Below are 16,615 nucleotides of genomic sequence, written 5' to 3'. Positions count from 1 at the left end.
GGCCAGGCCGGCCCGAACAACGGCGGCACCTGCCGTCACGTGCACCCCGACGTCGCCACGAACACGATCGCGGCTAGACACTCACGATCCCCGGCTCGCAGGCGGCCGCCTCCTTGCCGCACCACCACCGACCGAAGGACCTGACGACCATTACGACCGTTTCCTACGTGTGAACCGCGCTTCTCCCACGGTCATGGGCTGCGCTCATACGCGGCGTCGGATCGGTCGTCAGGCGCCGACCTCTCGGCTAGCCCTCGTAGCCTCTCCAGGCCAGCCAGGATGTCTGATCGATTACGCCTACTCTTCATCCAAACTGGCAACCGCGCAAACATTGCCATCGTTGGCCGCGAACCGCCACGCTCTCGTAACGAGGCGCTAACGTAGGCGGATAAATCGTCGACGTGATCCTCATTATAGGCCCATAAGATTTTCCCGACACAGCGGGTCTGTAACCACACTGGACGTTGGAAGAAGGGATCCTCCGCGCCACCCAGCTGCACGCCGACGCGTGCAGCTGGGTGGCGCCCCTCAAGACGCCAATCAGCTGCGGCACCGCACCGAGCACAGGCCATACGGCGCGGCTGGAGCAGAAGATCGTTGAAGTATTTGGGCGCGGGCAGACCTGGCCGCGGAACCACGACCGCGCAGCCGTGACACTCTGGACAGACCACGAGAATTCTTGCGGTATATCGAGCTATCGAACCTCCTGGGTCGAAGTGGCGTGCTGGTCCGCTAACGGGCTCAAGTTCCATAACAGATACCATTACAGATCTGCGATGCTGAGCGGACCGTTCGGTTGGGGCGCAGCGGGCGCATATGGTGGCACAGGCGAACGAGGGCGCACACGCGGCAGACATCGTCCCGAAGCGGTGCGCCGCCCAGCTGCCAGCCACGGGTAGAAGCCGGAACGGCGCAACCCGAGCACCCAGCAGAGCGAGGCGACGAAATAAGCCCACCGAGCTGTCGGCCGTGGCCCTCTCTACAGCACTAAAGATCTTCGGAGTGGTCACCGATCGGGCGACGGCTGAGTGGATGGCAGGCGAGGCCTTTGGCGCAGTGTTTCGGATGTCTAACGTCTCAACCGCTGTAGTCGGAGGCTCCGTTGGCCGTCTGTTCTGCCGCACACCCCGGTGGAGTGGGTCACGATGCTGATCGTCACCCGGGAGGGTGACCGACGCTGCCGGCTGTCACCGTCCGAACGTGCCCTGGCCGCACTGGTGTACTTGCGCAAGAACGACACCCTGCGGCAGCTCGCGGCCGGCTTTGGATCAGCCTGGGCACGGCCCACGCCCCCGTCCATGCCGTGATCGGTCACCTTGCCGAGCTTGCGCCTGGTCTGACCGCGGCCCTGAGAACGGCCGATGCCCGCTACGTCCTGCTGGACGGGACACTCGCCGACAGCGACCGAACAGGGGACGGCCGGACGCACTACTCGGGAAAGCACCGCCGGCACGGCGTGAACCTGCGGGCAGTGACCTCTCCCGACGGCACGCTGGTATGGACCTCACCCGCCCTGCCCAGCCGGACCCACGACTCCACCGCCGCCCGCCGGCACCGGATCACCGCCACCCGCATCCGCCTGGGCATCCCAGTCCTCCCCGACCGCGGCTACCAGGCCGGCGACATCGTCGCCGTCCCCCACCGACGACGGCCGGGCAAAGACCTCGCGATCAAACAGAAGTGCGTCAACCGGGCACACTCCCGCCTGCGGTGGCCCGTCGAGATCCATCGCATCGATCAAGACCTGGAGGATCCTCCGCAAAGCCCGCTGCAACCCCCACAAGATGACGGCAATCGCCAAAGCCATCCTCACCCTGGAGACTCATCGCTGAACAAGCTCACTGAGTACGTGGTGGACGGCACCACCTATCGGGTGCTACCGCGTAGGCGACCATGAACAGGACTGCTGGGGGGAAGGCCATGACGCCACGGCGTGCACAGCCAGGCCGTCCCCGGACCCAGCCGGTGAACGCAGCGGGCACTCGCCTGCACTCCCCGACCGCACCGTCGGCATCAACGCCCGCCCGCGGATTCGGCCACAGGCCCGCACGCCCGACCGGGAACGCTGCAGAGCACGAGCCTGCCGGGTTTTGGCGAATCGACGAGCTGATCGCCAGGGCGCCTGGCAGCGGCTCTCCTCCGGCGACGGCGGGGGGCGAGTCTATGACCGGGTCTGCGGGTAGTTGCCGGCGATCGGCTTCTTCGGCGGTGACACCCCGACCCACAAATGCTGGGTTCTTGCCCGGGCCGGAGGGCCTTGACCCCGAATCCTGGACACACGAGACACTGGATCCTGAGGATCTGGGAACGGACATCTCGTGGTCATGAAGAACTATCCGCCGCAGTTCAAGGCGGACGCGGTCGCGCTGGACCAGTCGCGGCCCGGAGCGACGATCCGGCAGCTCGCCGCCGATCTGGGGGTCAATCCCGAGACCCTGCGCAACTGGATCCGGGCGGCGGGCGCGAGCCGGCCCCGGGGACACCGGTCGGACGCGCCCGCCGAATCGCCCACGCCGCTGGAGGCCGAGCTCGCTTCCGCGCGGAAGAGGGTCCGCGAGCTGGAGGAGGAACGCGAGATCCTGCGGAAGGCGGCGAACTATTTCGCCGGGGAGACGCGCTGGTGAACCGCTTCCAGTTCGTCGCCGACCACCAGCGCCGCTACGGCGTGAAGCGGCTGTGCACCATCGTCGACATCGCCCGTTCCAGCTTCTACTACTGGCTTGCGACGGCCGCGGACCGCGCCGCCCGCCAGGCCGCCGACGCCCGGCTGACCGCCCGGATACGGGCCGTGCACCAGGAGTCGGACGGCACCTACGGCGTCCCCAGGATCACCGCCGAGCTCCGCGAGGCCGGCGAACCGGTCAACCACAAGCGGGTCGCCCGCGTGATGCGGAGCATCGGTCTGGCAGGAGTGCGGCTCCGCCGCAGGCACCGCACCACGATCGGGGACCCGGCCGCGGCGAAGGCCCCGGACCTGCTCGGAGGCGACTTCACCGCGGCCGAAGCGAACACGAAGTACGTCGGCGACATCACCTATCTGCCGCTGGACGGAGGGAAGTTCCTCTATCTGGCCACGGTCATCGACCTCGCCTCGCGCCGTCTGGCGGGCTGGGCGATCGCCGATCACATGCGAACCAGCCTCGTCACCGACGCTCTCGCAGCCGCCCAGCGGACCCGCGGCAGCCTGACCGGAGCGATCATGCACACCGATCACGGCGCGCAATACACGAGTCGGGCATTCGCAGAAGCCTGCAGGTCAGCAGGGGTTCGCCAGAGCATGGGCGCGATCGGGTCCAGCGCGGACAACGCGCTCGCCGAGTCCTTCAACGCCGCCTTCAAACGCGAAACACTCCAAGGCCGCAAGAACTGGTCCAGCGAGCGCGAGGCCCGCCTCGACGCCTTCCGCTGGCTCCACCGCTACAATACCCGACGAAGCCACTCCCGCCTCGGACGCCCCATCGCCTACGAGACAGCAACCGCAACGCCATCAACTACGCTGGCCCAAGCCGCATAACCCGTGTCCAGGATTCGGGGTCAAGGCCCGGAGTCTGGCCCGGGCGGACGAGCTCGTCTACTGTTTCTCCCTCGCGCCGATGGCATTACCGTTGGCAACCTCGCGAGTGCTTCCAGGCCGCGAAGAACGAGTGCGGTCTCGACGACTACGAGGCCCGCCGTTACGTCGGCTGATACCGGCACATCACCCTCGCCATGCTCTCGAGAACACGCATTGAACTCGTCCCACTGGCGCAGACGCCATCAGGCCGTCGCCCGACACTGCCGCTACCCGCAGAGAAGCAGCTCAGGCCACGAACCGCCGCTGGGGTACTATCTTTTCGACAGTTCTGTGGGGTGGGTGGATGGGGGGCCGGGTGGTGGGCGAGGAAGGCCCGTGGCGGTTGTGGGTTGTCGTTGATTCGGTGGCCTTGTTCGGTGGCGGCGATGGTGTCGGCGAGGTGGTCGCGGGTATGGTTGGTGGGCTTGTGTTTCTTGAGTGAGACCGCAGCGGTTCCAACGGGTTGGGCTTGGGTGCGTAGGTGGGTAATCGCTCGAGGGTGAGCCAGTTCTGCTCGGCGGCCCAGGCGCGCGTGGCCTGGCTCCCGTGGGCGGGCGGGGGCCGTCCCAGACCAGGATCACCCGCTCGCTCGATGAGGGTGGTGGTGTCGTAGCTGTCGGGCTTGAGGTGGAAGCCTGGGCGGGCCTCTCGATCGGGATTGGTGGAGTGGTATCCCCGGGCCGCGGCCATCGCGGCGCGTTGCCCGTTCAGCCGGTTCCGCAGGAAAGGGGTGCGGCCGCAGGTGTGTGGGCGCGGCGGGTCTGAGGCAGCAAAGAGATGCCTTATTCGTCGAGGGGGACACGATCCAGGCACGTGTGTTCACCGCCCCCCTTTTTTTGATCCGCGGCCTCGTGCGCGATCCAACGGGCGATGTCGGACTCGTCCCACTCGACCGCCCGCCGCTCGGGACGTTGCAGACTAAATCCAAGTCGGCCGGTCAGCAGTCGCCACCGACGCCCTCTACAACGAAACCCCCGTTACCCGCTCCACGGCGGCGCCGACTCGCTCCAGGGTCCACAGGTCGGCCTCGAAACGATGAGCCAAAGCCCCTTGCCTCAAGGCGGCCCGAACCGTCCTGACCTGGGCGTCGTCCAGCTTGGGCGGCCGGCCGGTGTTGCCGCCCGTCGCCGCAGGGCCGAATCACCTCCCTTCTCCCCCCGACGCCAGCGCCGCACGCTCTCCGCAAGATCAGTAGGAAAGCTCTCACAAGGTGCCGCCCCTCAGCGTCGGCGTGTGCTGTCCGGGAGCCCCCAACTGGGTCGTCGGAAAGGGGCGGCAGTGTTGAAGCACAAGACAGGAACGTCCCACTCTTCGCGTGAGTGAGCCGTTTTCATCCTGTATAGATGCGGGTCAGCAGGGTGTGGATGGCTTTGATGATCCGGCTGATGCGGTGGGTGGAGCATCGTGCCCGTCGCGGGATGCGCCAGGACTTCAGCTGTGCGAAGGCGCGTTCCCCCAGGGCCCGCGGGCGGGCGTGGTCGCGGTTGAACTGCTGGTAGTGGGCCGGCTGGATCCGGTGGTGGTCATAGGGGGTGCGGACGGTGGCGCCGGCTCCTTGGTAGGCGCGGTCGGCCAGGACGAGGATCTGGCGGGTGAGGCGGGCCTGGACGATGCCGTGGACGCGGGCCGTGGTCAGGTCGTGGGTCCGGCCGGGCGAAGCCCTCGAGAACCACAGGGGCGTCGCGTCCGATCGGGCGATGAGCTGCACGTTCATCCCGTGCCTCTTGTGTTTCCGCGAGTAGTACGGCTCGTCGGTCCTGATGCGGTCGGTGCCGACGAGGGTGCCGTCAACGATGACGAGGTCTCCTTCACCCATGCCGACGAGGACCTCGTGCGGGCCCGGTGCCCACGCCGCCAGGACGTCGAGGGTCTCGTCGACGTACCGCCAGGCCGTTGTCGTGGAGACACCGAAACCCGCCGCGAGCCGCGGAAACGTCTCGTTCTTCCGCGGATGCGCCAGGGCCAGGAGAGCCTGCTTGCAACAACCCAGGCGCCGCCAAGGCGAGTTCAACTCCTGCCTGGCGGCCATGGATCAACCACGAGACATGCTCAACAAGCTCATGCGGAACGTCGAGCGTGGAAGAATACGCAACCAACAGGGCCCCTCGGACGCCGGTGTGTTGAGTGAAGTCACCACGCCAACGACCAGGGGCCCTGCCACGTCACCAGACACCCCTCTGACCCCCATCAGAGGCGGGATGAAAAGGGCTCAGTCACCTTCACGCCACTGAGTGAGTACACGCTGCTCATGGCAGGCACTCCACCCCCCGGTCTAATCGTCCCTCCCGGAAGGAAGGATGTGTGATGAGAAAAGTCGAAGGCAGTTGGAGATACATAGCCCGGGCGTCGCGCCGCCTGATCATCATGTTAGCCGGCGCCGGTGTGGCCGTCGGCATGACATTGAGTGCTGCATCGCCAGCCGCTGCCACTCCAGCCAGCAAGATGCGGCTCAAAGGGTGGATCAACCATTCGCTGGATGTGATGCGAGCGCACCACATCCCAGGGAGCTATGAGGGTATCTACCGAAACCTTATGCGTGAATCTAGCGGGAACCTTTATGCGATCAACCTGTGGGACTCTAACGCCCGTGCAGGAATCCCCTCGAAAGGGCTCATGCAAGTCATTGAGCCGACCTTCCGTGCATATCATGTAAGAGGCACGTCCTGGGACATCTTCGATCCCATCGCGAACATCACTGCGGCATGCAACTATGCGGCGCACCGCTACGGCTCCATCGACAATGTGAACGGACCCTATTAAGACCGTGTCCTGTGTGGTGAGTTTGAGCAGGCGCTCGTGGAAGGTGAGTGCTGCGGCGAGGCCGAGGAAGGCCAGATAGTTGGCGGGGAAGCGTTCGTAGCGGATGTCTAGGCGGTGGTAGCCGGTCAGCCAGGTCCGCTCGATCACCTACCGGTGTCGGCCGAGACCTTCCTTCAACTCGATGATCTTGTGGGCGATGCGGGGCATAATCCGCTGCGGCGGAGCCACCTTCGCAGGTCAGAAACATCGTAGGATCCTCATCGATGTCACCTGTGTCGTCCTCTCCACCCTCCTACTGATCCTTTCAGAGTGAGGTTCGGCTGAGGGCCTTGGCAGGCGGGCTGGATGGCGGCAGCGTCAGGCGGGTGTTGGATGATCCGTGGGATCGTGTGGCTCCGTTGCCGCCTTCCCGCCCGCCGTGGCGCTGGAGGTATCCCGGCTGGCTACCTGCGGATGACCGAGCGGCCCTCCGCAGGGATCGTTTCCGTCCTTTGTGAGGGCGTGCGCTGGCGGCGCCTTCGCGACTGGACAGAGGCCGGCGTCTGTCCCCGCCCGCACGAGGTCCTTTTGACAGAGCTTCGGGCGACTGGTTCGCTCGACATGAGCGACACCTCGATCGACGGCTCCCACGTCAGGGCCCTCAAAGGGGAATGCTCACACCGGGCCTTCGCCGGTCGACCGCGCGTCCGGGAAGCAGGCACCAGCTGATCACCGACCGGCATGGCACACCCTTGGCCGTCTCGCTGACCTGCGGAACCGTCACGACGTCACGCAGTTGATGCCGCCGCTCGACGCGATACCCAGCCTCCGTGGCGCCCGAGGGCGGCCACGTCACCGGCCCGGCAGGCTGATCACCGACCGCGGCTACGACTACGACAAGTACCGCCGCCCCCTACGGGCCCGCGACATCACCCCGAGATCGCCCGCGTAGGCGTCGCTCACGGCTCCGCCCTGGGCAAGACCCACTGAGTCGTCGAGCGGACCTTCGCCTGGCTCCACCAGTTCAAGCGGCTCCCGATCCGCTACGAGATACGCGCCGACCTCCACCCCGGTCAGCCCCAACCCGACTGCGGCATCACCTGCTTGAGACACCTCCGAACCTCCATTCTGAAAAATGATCAGTTAAAGCTGCCTGTTCCCGTCCGGGACGCGGATCAAGGAGCGTCATTAGCCGTGAGTCTCCAGGGTGAGGAGGGCTGTGGCGATTGGCGTGAGGCGGTGGGGCTGCAGCGGGGCTTTGGGGAGGGTGCGCCGAATCTTGATCCGGGCGACGGCTCTCTCGGCGGGCCATCGCACCAGGGAGTGGGCCTGGTTGACGTACTTCTGTTTGACGGCGAGGTCCTTGCCGGGCTGTCGCCTGTGGGGGAGGGTGACGATGTCGCCGGCGCCCTGGTAGGTCTTGTCGGCCAGTATCGGGATGCCGAGGTGGACCCGGGTGGCGATGATCCGGTGCCGTCGGGCTGCGGTCAGGTCGTGGGTCCGGCCGGGCAGCACGGGCGAGATCCACACCAGTGCGCCGTCGGGGGCGGTGGCGACCCGCAGGTACACGCCGTGCCTGCGGTGTTTTCCGGAGTAGTCCGCGAGGCTGTCGCCGACTCGGTCGCACTCGGCGAGGGTACCGTCGAGCAGGACATACCGGGCGTCGGCGGTCCTGAGCGTCGCGGTCAGGCCAGGCGCCCGGCCGGCTAGGAGCGCGATGACGGAATGGACGTAGGGATGCGCGGTGCCCATGCTGACGCCGAAACCTGCGGCGATCTGTGTCCAGTGTGTCGTTCTTGCGCAGGTACACCAGTGCGGCCATGGCGCGCTGGGACGGCGGGAATTTGTACCTGCGGCACCCTCCTGGGTGACGATCAGCATCGTCACCCCTTCCACGAGTGCATGTGGGACATCGAGTACGGCACGAGAAGGAACCGACTGAGCCCCAAGGCTGAGGGGTTGAGCTTAGACACCTTGCTCAACAGCCCTGGGGCTCCGCCCCTTGCACACCCACCTTCATGTCACCCGATCAGCGGCCGAGCCGAAGACGCGCAAGGAGCCTGAGTTCCGGGTGACCGGGCGAGACCCGCGTAGGCGGCCGGGCTGTCGTCGCCGACCCCTGGATCCGCCCGGCCAGCAGATTGCACTGGTCAACCAGGCTTGGGGCGATCGGTGTCGGCTACCTCGTGCCTGGAACGGTGCCGGTCTGCTCGTCCAGCGGGCGAAGGTGTCCTCGACCAGCCGCTCGGTCGTCAGCAGGTCTCTCGGCTGTAACAGGGTGACCGGCTGGCGCCGGCCGGCCCCGCCGATTTGGCACCGCCTCCACCGCATCTCCCGTCCACTGACATCGCATTTGACGACTGACCCACACACGCCTCATGCGGGTCCACAACCCACCTGTCGCCGCATGACTTACCTACTCAACCGGCCGGGCGGAATGTTTTTCAGTAAGTGCTGATCGTAACGTCCCTGACTCCCCACCAGCAGCCGGAGTTGACAGTTGAAGAGTAGGTGCCGCCTAAGTAGTTGTTCTGCCAATTACCGGAGTAGGTCCCCCCGTAGAAACATGTGACCTTAGCGCGCCACCACCCATTCTGAATGCCGCTACACGTTAGCGACCCATTACCCAGCGAGTTGGCTCCGGTCGAGCACGTGAGATTCCCATACTGAAAGGAGGTTCCTGGAGTCACCGCCAAAGCGGTGTTGACACCTGCCGCTACGATACCGACTGCAATTACAGCGGGTGTAGCTGCTCTGACCCAAGGCCTAGATAACAGTTTTCGCATACTCTCATCATGTACGAGCAGAGACATTCTGGCGTGAGTGATCACCACTCAACTAGGTTTGTTTGTAAGGAAGTTGAGTGGCAGCTCTTGTTGATACACCCCAGCTCAAAGGGGGTGGCATGGAGTCCGAGATCGCGAGGACCGGAAGAAGTCGCGGGGCCTGACGAGGCTAATCCGGAAGACGATGGCATACTTCCCGTCACCCACCGGGCTACAGCAATAAGGAAGCCTGAGCTGGATCATCGGCATCGAGCTTGACGTTACTGATGGCCGTTGTCTGGTTGTCGCCATGGTTAATAGCGTTTTGGGTCTGTGTCGTCGTCTTTGGTTGTGGTTTGTGGTGCCCGAAAGGGGGGTTCGTTGATGTCTGTTGATGGGGTTGTTGGGCGTTCTCGGTGGTTGGCGGTGGCGGTGACTGTGGTGGTCGCTGGTTCGCTGGTGACGCCGTTGGGGGTGCCGGGGTGGGCGTCGGTGGCGGTGGCTGCTGTGGGGGCGGGGGTGTCGCCGTTGAGTGGTGTGGGTGCGCCGCAGTCGTCGCACGCGGTGCCGGTGCCGGAGGTGTTGACGGTGAAGGGGGCGGGTTCGGGTTATTTGCCGGGTTCTTCTTCGGTGTCGCCGGATGGTGTGTTGTCGTATGGGGTGCCGTTGGATGTGCCGGCGGGGCGGGCGGGGATGGAGCCGCGTCTGTCGCTGGAGTATTCCGCGAATGGCGGGAATTCTGTGGTGGGGCGGGGCTGGTCGATTTCGGGTTTATCGAGGATTACGCGGTGTGATAAGAGTTTGTCGGCTGATGGTGTGGTCGACGGTGTTGATTTTGCGGACTTTTCGGTGTCGTCGTCTGGGTCGACGGCTTCTTCGTCGGTGGATGATTTATGTCTGGATGGGAAGAGGCTGGTCGCTGTTTCGGGCGCGTATGGCCGGGATGGCGCGGAGTATCGGACGGAGTCGGACTCGTTCGCGAAGATCACTAGTTCGGGGGCTAGTGATGTGGCGGCGGGTCCGGATCTGTTTACGGTGAGGAGTGCCGATGGTTTGGTGCGTGAGTATGAGCCGGTGACGGCGCCGCGGGTGGCGGCGAACGCGACGGGTGAGTCGGTGTTGCAGGACCGGGCGCGGACGGTGTGGGTGTTGAAGCGGGAGAAGGACCGCTCGGGGAATCAGATCAATTATGTGTATGAGGGGTCCGCGCCGCAGCGGATCAAGGAGATTGGTTACACCTACGGTCCGGGCGGTCAGACGGATATTGGTTTTCGTAAGGTGAGGTTTGTTTATCAGGATCGTCCGGATGTGCGGGTGTCGTGGGTTTCTGGGGTGAAGTCGACGCTGGATAAGCGGTTGGCGGCGGTGGAGATGTGGGCGCCGAGTCCTGGGGCTGTGGAGAAGGTGTGGCAGTACAACCTGGAGTATGAGCCGAATCCGGTTTCGCAGGGGAGCCGGCTGGTTTCGGTGCAGCGGTGTGGGGCGAAGGGCGGCTGTCTGTGGAAGAAGAAGTTCCGGTGGACGGAGAAGGGGCTGCCGGAGTTTGACTTCGCGCATGTGGATGATGTGGGCACGATCCATTGGGATGGTGCGGCGCCGCCGGTGATGCAGGTGGCGGATGTGAATGGTGATGGGTTGGATGATGTGCTGTTTTCCACTGGTGCTGGTCAGTGGGGGGCGCCTAGTTTGGCGGTAGGCAGCCGCGGCGCGGCGGGTGTGGTCCAGCCGTTGAGTCAGGTGTACGCGGGCCAGACCGTGTTGTCGGGTGTGGATTTGACGAAGGTCCGCATGGTCGATCTTGAGGGGGATGGCCGTGCTGAGGTGTGGGCGCTGAAGAAGAATGGCCAGGTGTGTGAGCAGCAGGCCTACCGGTGGAACGCGACGAGCCATCAGTTTGAGGCGGTGGGTAGTGCGCTGCAGACGACGGGCGGGGAGTGTGAGAAGGAGCCGGCCAACTTCGCTGATCTGAATGGTGACGGGTTGGTGGATCTGATCCGCGGCGATAGTGGTCATTGGACGGTGCGGTTTAATCCGGGGGGTGGGTCTGTTTCCCCGGCGTCGTGGCCTGGCGCGGGCACGAATGAGCCGTCTGGTTATGCCCGGGTGGTGGATCTGGATGCGGACGGGCGTGCGGAACTGCTGTCGAGTAAGCCGTTCTTGGGCGGCGGGATGATGGGCACCGCGATCGGCACGAATGACGCCGGTAATGTGCAGGGCGTCGACGCCGGATTCCCCGACGTCTTCCCCGCCCCCGACGCGGTGAAGGAATACGGAGACTTCAACGGTGACGGTCTGAAAGACGCGCTGCGGGTGGTCAAGCAGGGCTCCGATGTGGAGGGTGCCTGGATCCGCACGAACACGGGTAATGGATTCGGCCCGGCCCAGGCCGTGACTCTGCCTGAGGACATGTATGACAGCCCTGATGGCGAGGGAAAGAGTAACGGCGTGTATGTCGCCGACCTCAACGGCGACGGACTAGACGACCTGATCACCTATCACCGCCATCCCGGTATCAGTGACGCGGATCTTGCGGAGATGGAGGATTTCTGCGAGGTCTCCCACCAGGCGGCGTGTGAGACATTCGACTTCGACCTGCCCAAGGCCACATCGATAACGACGTTCATGCTGTCCAAGGGCGATGGCACGTTCACCATGATGGACGTGCCGCTGGCCGGCGCGTTCGCCCCAGTCGCAGGCTGGACAAGCAGGCACGGTGACTTCAACGGTGACGGCCGTACCGACACGATCCGGTTCGGCGTAAACGACCTCAACCTGCGCATCCAGCGGGAAAGGTTTTCTGACCGGATTGACGCGGTCTTCGATGAGAAGACTGACTGGCCGCGCGAGCAGTACACCTACTCCAACTCCTGGTCCGACAAGCCAGGGCCGTCCGGTGCCTGCTCGTATCCGACCGCGTGTGTGCGCCGGGGCCTGACGGTCGTCCGTAAGGTCACCTCGCACGCTCACCTGGTCGACCCTGATCTGACCAGCCCCCGGCCGCGGGAGATCACCTATTCCTATGAGGATCCCACGCGGGATGTCCGAGGCCGTGGATTCCTTGGTTTCGCCAAGGTGAAGGTATTCGATAAGCAGCGTCCCGCGCAGACGGTGACCACTTACGATAACCGCACCCGGGTCACGAATCCGTCGAAGCCGTTGCTGGCCTACTATCCGAAGGCCGGGCTACCACAGACGGTGACCACCGCGATACCGCTGCTGACGCAGCAACAGGTGACCGATAACCAAAACACCCCGGCGCCGGTGACCGCACGCGTCACCCAGGAACACGACACCCACGAACTCGTCTTCGGGCACAACAACAGTACCCACACCATCCAGGCCACCACCTGGACCAGCGACGAGTGGGAAGAACAAGTCAACATCGACTGGGACGAGTTAAACGTCGCCGGCGTCTACGAGCACATCTACAACATCGCCAAGCCGGCCACCGTACCCCGGCACCGCTCCGGCGCCCTGGACTACGACAGTTACGGCAACGTGCTGCACGGCACCACAACGACCGAAGGCGGCGTCAGTGAAACCACGGACGCTACCTACGACAATGATCCGTCAACGTGGTTGATCGGGTTGAAGCGTACGCAGGCGGTGACTCGGTCGGAGGCCGATAACTCTCCGGCTCCGGTGACCCGGCACCGCTCCTACACCTACACGACGAATGGTTTGTTGAAGTCGGCGACGGTGGAGGAAAACAACACCAATGCCAGTGTTCCGGTGACGACGACGCTGGATTACACGAGTCGTGGTGTGATCAAGTCGGTGAAGACCACCGCCGGCGCGGCGGGGCAGGCGGCGACGACGCGAGAGACGCGTTATGAGTATGTGCCGCAGTGGCCGGGGCAGCCGGATGAGCAGGTGTATGCCAGCCAGGTCTGGTCGCCTTTCACTCCGGCGCAATACCAGCCGTCGCAGTGGTTGTGGATTAACCCGGCGACCGGTAACCAGGCCGCGGCGCTGGATGTCAACGGGGTATGGAATACCGGCCAGTTCGATGATGTGGGTCGGCTGGTGACGGCCACGGCCAAGGGCGGTGAGCCGGTCAGCCTGACCTACGCCGGCCGCCCGGACGCGGCTGGTGGGATGAACGGCACCATCACCACCGCGACGGTAGGAAACCGCACGGGTAAGACCGTCGCCGACGCGATGGGCCGCACCATCACCTCCACCGGAACCGGCTTCAACGGCGCGCTGACCAGCACTGACGCGAGTTATGACGTGCTGGGGAGGGCGACGGTCGCGACCCGGCCGCACCCGGCGGGGCAGGCGGCCACGTCCTCGACGACGCGGACGTTCGATGCCCTGGACCGCCTGGTCAAGACGGTCACCCCGGACAACAAGACCAGCCGCGCCACCTACAGCGGACTGTTCGAAACCCACCACTTCGACGCAAGTAACCACGAGACGTTCACCGTCAGCGACGTCAATGGCCGCATCACCCAGAGCACCGCGCTAAAGGGCACCGAGGAAATCAGCACCCACTTCGCATACGGCCCGTTCGACCTGCTGGAGAAGGTCACCGATGACCTGGGCAATATCACGTCGCGTGCCTACGATGTGCTGGGCCGACTCATCCAGGAGACCGATCCCGACACCGGCACGGTGCAGGCCGAATACAACGGTTTCGGGCAGCGCCGTAAGCTGACCCACACCGGCAGCGGAGAATCGACGACGTATTCCTTTGACGCTCTGGGCCGTGTCACCGGATTCACGAACCCGGACGGCACCACGAGTTTCACCTATGACACGCGGCCGAATGGTATGGGGCGTCTGGCTTCGGCGACCAGCCCTGACCAGGTCACAACCGTTCCCAGCTATGACGACGCCGGGCGTTCCACCGCGGTCACCCAGACGGTCAACAACATTCCCTACACGCTGTCGACCGCCTACGACCCCGTCACCGGGCGACCCACGCAGCAGAACTATCCGAGCATCGACAACACCACGAACCCGGGCCTGTCGCTGAAATACCACTACAACCCACACGACTACCTGGACAAGATCGGCTACACCACACCCGGCCAAAACGAGCAGCCGCTGTGGGCGGTCAACGCCCGCAACCTCGATTTGAGCCTCGACAACGCCACCCTCGGCAACGGCACTACCACCTCACGAATCTATGAGGCCTCGACCGGGCAGCTGAAGCGACTGAAGGCCACCACCAGCGGGCAGACCGTCTTCGATCTGGAATACACCTTCAAGGACAATGGCCTGGTCGAAAACAAGACCGACCATGTCACCGGACGGCGGGAAACCTACGGCTATGACGATCTGAACCGGCTCACCAGCTGGGAACTGATCAACCCCGGCACGGCGGCGAAGACGACCGGCTATGCCTACGACAACATCGGCAACCTCACCGACGTCACCCTCAACACCACCCCCATCGAGCAAAACCTCTACGGCGGACCCGGCCAAACCCGCCCGCACACCCTGCGCGAACAGCGTGACCTCACCACCGCCACTCCGACCGCCACCACCTACACCTACGACGCCCGCGGCCGGCAATGCCCCACCCCGGCAACCGCGGGAACCTGCGGCGGACGCACCCTCAACTACACCCAATTCGACCTACCCAAAACCGTCACGAAAAACGGGCAGGCCACCAGCTACCTCTACGACGCCTTCGGCCAGCGCGTGAAGAAGACCGGACCCGACGGCACCACCGTCTACGTCGGCGGCGTCTACGAAAAGCACACCGCCACCGACGGCAAAACCACCCACGTCTTCACCGCCCACGCCGGCGACGGCCCGATCGGACAGATCACCCGCACCGGCACCAACGGCACCCCCCAAACCACCTACACCCTCACCGACCGCCTCGGCTCCACCGAAGCCGTCATCAACCCCAACGGACAGATCACCCGCACCTACTACGACCCCTTCGGCAAACCCATCAACGCCGACGCCACCCCCTACACCGGCCCCGCCAGCCCCGTCACCAAGGGCTACACCGGCCACGAAATGGAAAACAACCTCGGCCTCATCAACGCCCACGGCCGCATCTACGACCCCACCCAAAAACACTTCCTCACCCCCGACCCCATCATCCACAACCCCCTCAACAGCCAGCACCACAACCCCTACAGCTACGTCGCCAACAACCCCGTAAACGCCACCGACCCCACCGGCTACGAAATCAGCGACTTCTTCTGCGGAGCCCCCGGCTACCCCGCCTGCGAAAGCGGCGGCGAAAACGGAAACAACTCAGGCGGAACCAGCACCATCGACAACGGCGGAACCTGCGACAACGCCAACGCCAGCTGCACCCCACCCGACACCACCGGCGACCCCACCAACGACACCGGCAGCGACAGCGAAGCCGCCCCCCAACACACCCCCGAACAACTCCACGCCTCCCGCACCGGCACCGACGAAGCCATGACCACCGTCACCCAAGCCCAAAAAACCACCAACCGCATCACCAACCGCTTCAAACCACTCGAAAAACAAAAACGCCAATACGTCCGCGAAGGCAACAACGGCCAAACCTTCTACTACATCGGCATCACCTGGGACGCCAAAGAACAATGGTGCTCCGGAGACGACGAAGACCCCCAACAGTGCTACACCATCCCCACCGGCCGCGCACTCACCGGCGTCCTCACCGTCGTCCTCCCTGCCCTCACCCCCACACCAGGAGCCAAACCCACCACTCCCGCCCAATCCGCTAACGAACTCGATGCCGCTGCGAGTAGCGGCAAGGCAGCGAAGGAAGCGGCGAGCCACGGGGAGGTAGTAAGAAGAGACGCAGGTCACCGCTACGCAGCGGGTGTTTACCCCGGTGGCACAGGCGACGCCTTCGCAGGCCATGGACACTGGGAAGGCGGAGGGATGACCCTCAAGCCAGGAACATCCATTACGGCACCCGCTGATGGAGTCACGCTCAGTGGTGAAGTAGGAAGGGCGATGGAGAGAGGGAAATGGGATGAAATAGGCAAAATGCTCCAGGAGGGGCGAAATCTGGAGAGTATAACTGGCATGCAAACGTATGTGGGGAATCTAGGGGCCACGATGAAAAACTATACGGGCCTGCCCCCGACAGGAATCAGGATCATGGCCGAATCGATGACCGTGGAGGTCCCCACACGCTTGTCCGATATGCCTATCCCGGCATCAGGTAATCTTTGTTGGGCTGCATGCACCGGATCCGCGTTCTAAACCTCTACATCTTCGGCGGTTCAGGTTGTCGGTGACGCCGGCAGCATAAACTCGTTGTGCAATCACGCGCTGCATCGGAGAAGGTCATAAACCCGGTCCCGGGTGCCGGTCTGGGTCCGCCGCCGTCTGCCGTCTTTTAGCTGACGGTGTCCACCCTGGGGCCGACCTGGCCTGATGCCCTGCGGCGGCAGCGGCTCAAGCCGGGCGCACGGGCCGTTCGCCAGATCCACACGTCCCACGACGGTGATCATCAACGAACAAGATCCACTTTCACAAACAGACCCTAACTTGATCTTTAACCTGTGCGGCGAGGCCGTGGGGTCGTTGACTTCTTCGCCTTCGGTTTCGTGGTGTCTGTTTTGCGGACTGTGTGGACGTCGTG

The 16,615-nt window shown here is 64.4% G+C and carries 4 protein-coding genes and 5 pseudogenes; 5 read left to right on the top strand and 4 right to left on the bottom strand.

The window, feature by feature from the left end; genetic code table 11:
• Positions 1-1,145: 1,145 nt before the first annotated feature.
• A pseudogene (locus ACIGXE_RS36685) lies at positions 1,146-1,832 on the top strand (transposase family protein).
• A gap of 486 nt (positions 1,833-2,318) precedes the next feature.
• Positions 2,319-3,514 (top strand): IS3 family transposase gene (locus ACIGXE_RS36680; protein WP_399754469.1). Its coding sequence is split into 2 segments (ribosomal slippage): positions 2,319-2,604 and positions 2,604-3,514, totalling 1,197 coding nucleotides; the frame shifts between segments, so codons are not numbered across the junction.
• Positions 3,515-4,335: 821 nt separating this feature from the next.
• Here the strand turns inward: ACIGXE_RS36680 and ACIGXE_RS36675 are convergent.
• Both ACIGXE_RS36675 and ACIGXE_RS36670 read right to left on the bottom strand, forming a co-directional pair.
• A complete protein-coding gene (locus ACIGXE_RS36675; RefSeq protein WP_399754471.1) occupies positions 4,336-4,494 on the bottom strand; it encodes a hypothetical protein in 159 nt (52 codons plus the stop codon).
• 389 nt (positions 4,495-4,883) lie between these two features.
• Positions 4,884-5,690: pseudogene (locus tag ACIGXE_RS36670) on the bottom strand (transposase family protein).
• A gap of 167 nt (positions 5,691-5,857) precedes the next feature.
• Between ACIGXE_RS36670 and ACIGXE_RS36665 the strand changes: the two are divergent.
• Positions 5,858-6,313, top strand: a complete 456-nt coding sequence (locus ACIGXE_RS36665) for a transglycosylase SLT domain-containing protein (RefSeq protein WP_399754468.1) — start codon at positions 5,858-5,860, stop codon at positions 6,311-6,313.
• 12 nt (positions 6,314-6,325) lie between these two features.
• Here the strand turns inward: ACIGXE_RS36665 and ACIGXE_RS36660 are convergent.
• A pseudogene (locus ACIGXE_RS36660) lies at positions 6,326-6,567 on the bottom strand (IS5/IS1182 family transposase); the annotation flags it as partial.
• An 87-nt stretch (positions 6,568-6,654) separates the two neighbouring features.
• Here ACIGXE_RS36660 and ACIGXE_RS36655 point away from each other — a divergent pair.
• Positions 6,655-7,414 (top strand): annotated as a pseudogene (locus ACIGXE_RS36655) (IS5 family transposase); the annotation flags it as partial.
• 66 nt (positions 7,415-7,480) lie between these two features.
• Here the strand turns inward: ACIGXE_RS36655 and ACIGXE_RS36650 are convergent.
• Positions 7,481-8,173: pseudogene (locus ACIGXE_RS36650) on the bottom strand (transposase family protein).
• Positions 8,174-9,483: 1,310 nt separating this feature from the next.
• Between ACIGXE_RS36650 and ACIGXE_RS36645 the strand changes: the two are divergent.
• Positions 9,484-16,233, top strand: coding sequence for an FG-GAP-like repeat-containing protein (locus ACIGXE_RS36645; RefSeq protein WP_399754466.1), 6,750 nt, complete (start codon positions 9,484-9,486; stop codon positions 16,231-16,233).
• The last annotated feature ends 382 nt before the right edge of the window (positions 16,234-16,615 follow it).

Origin of the sequence: Streptomyces sp. NPDC053431, assembly GCF_044544925.1 — a bacterium.
GTDB lineage: Bacteria > Actinomycetota > Actinomycetes > Streptomycetales > Streptomycetaceae > Streptomyces.
This window is presented reverse-complemented; position numbering and strand designations above follow the sequence as displayed.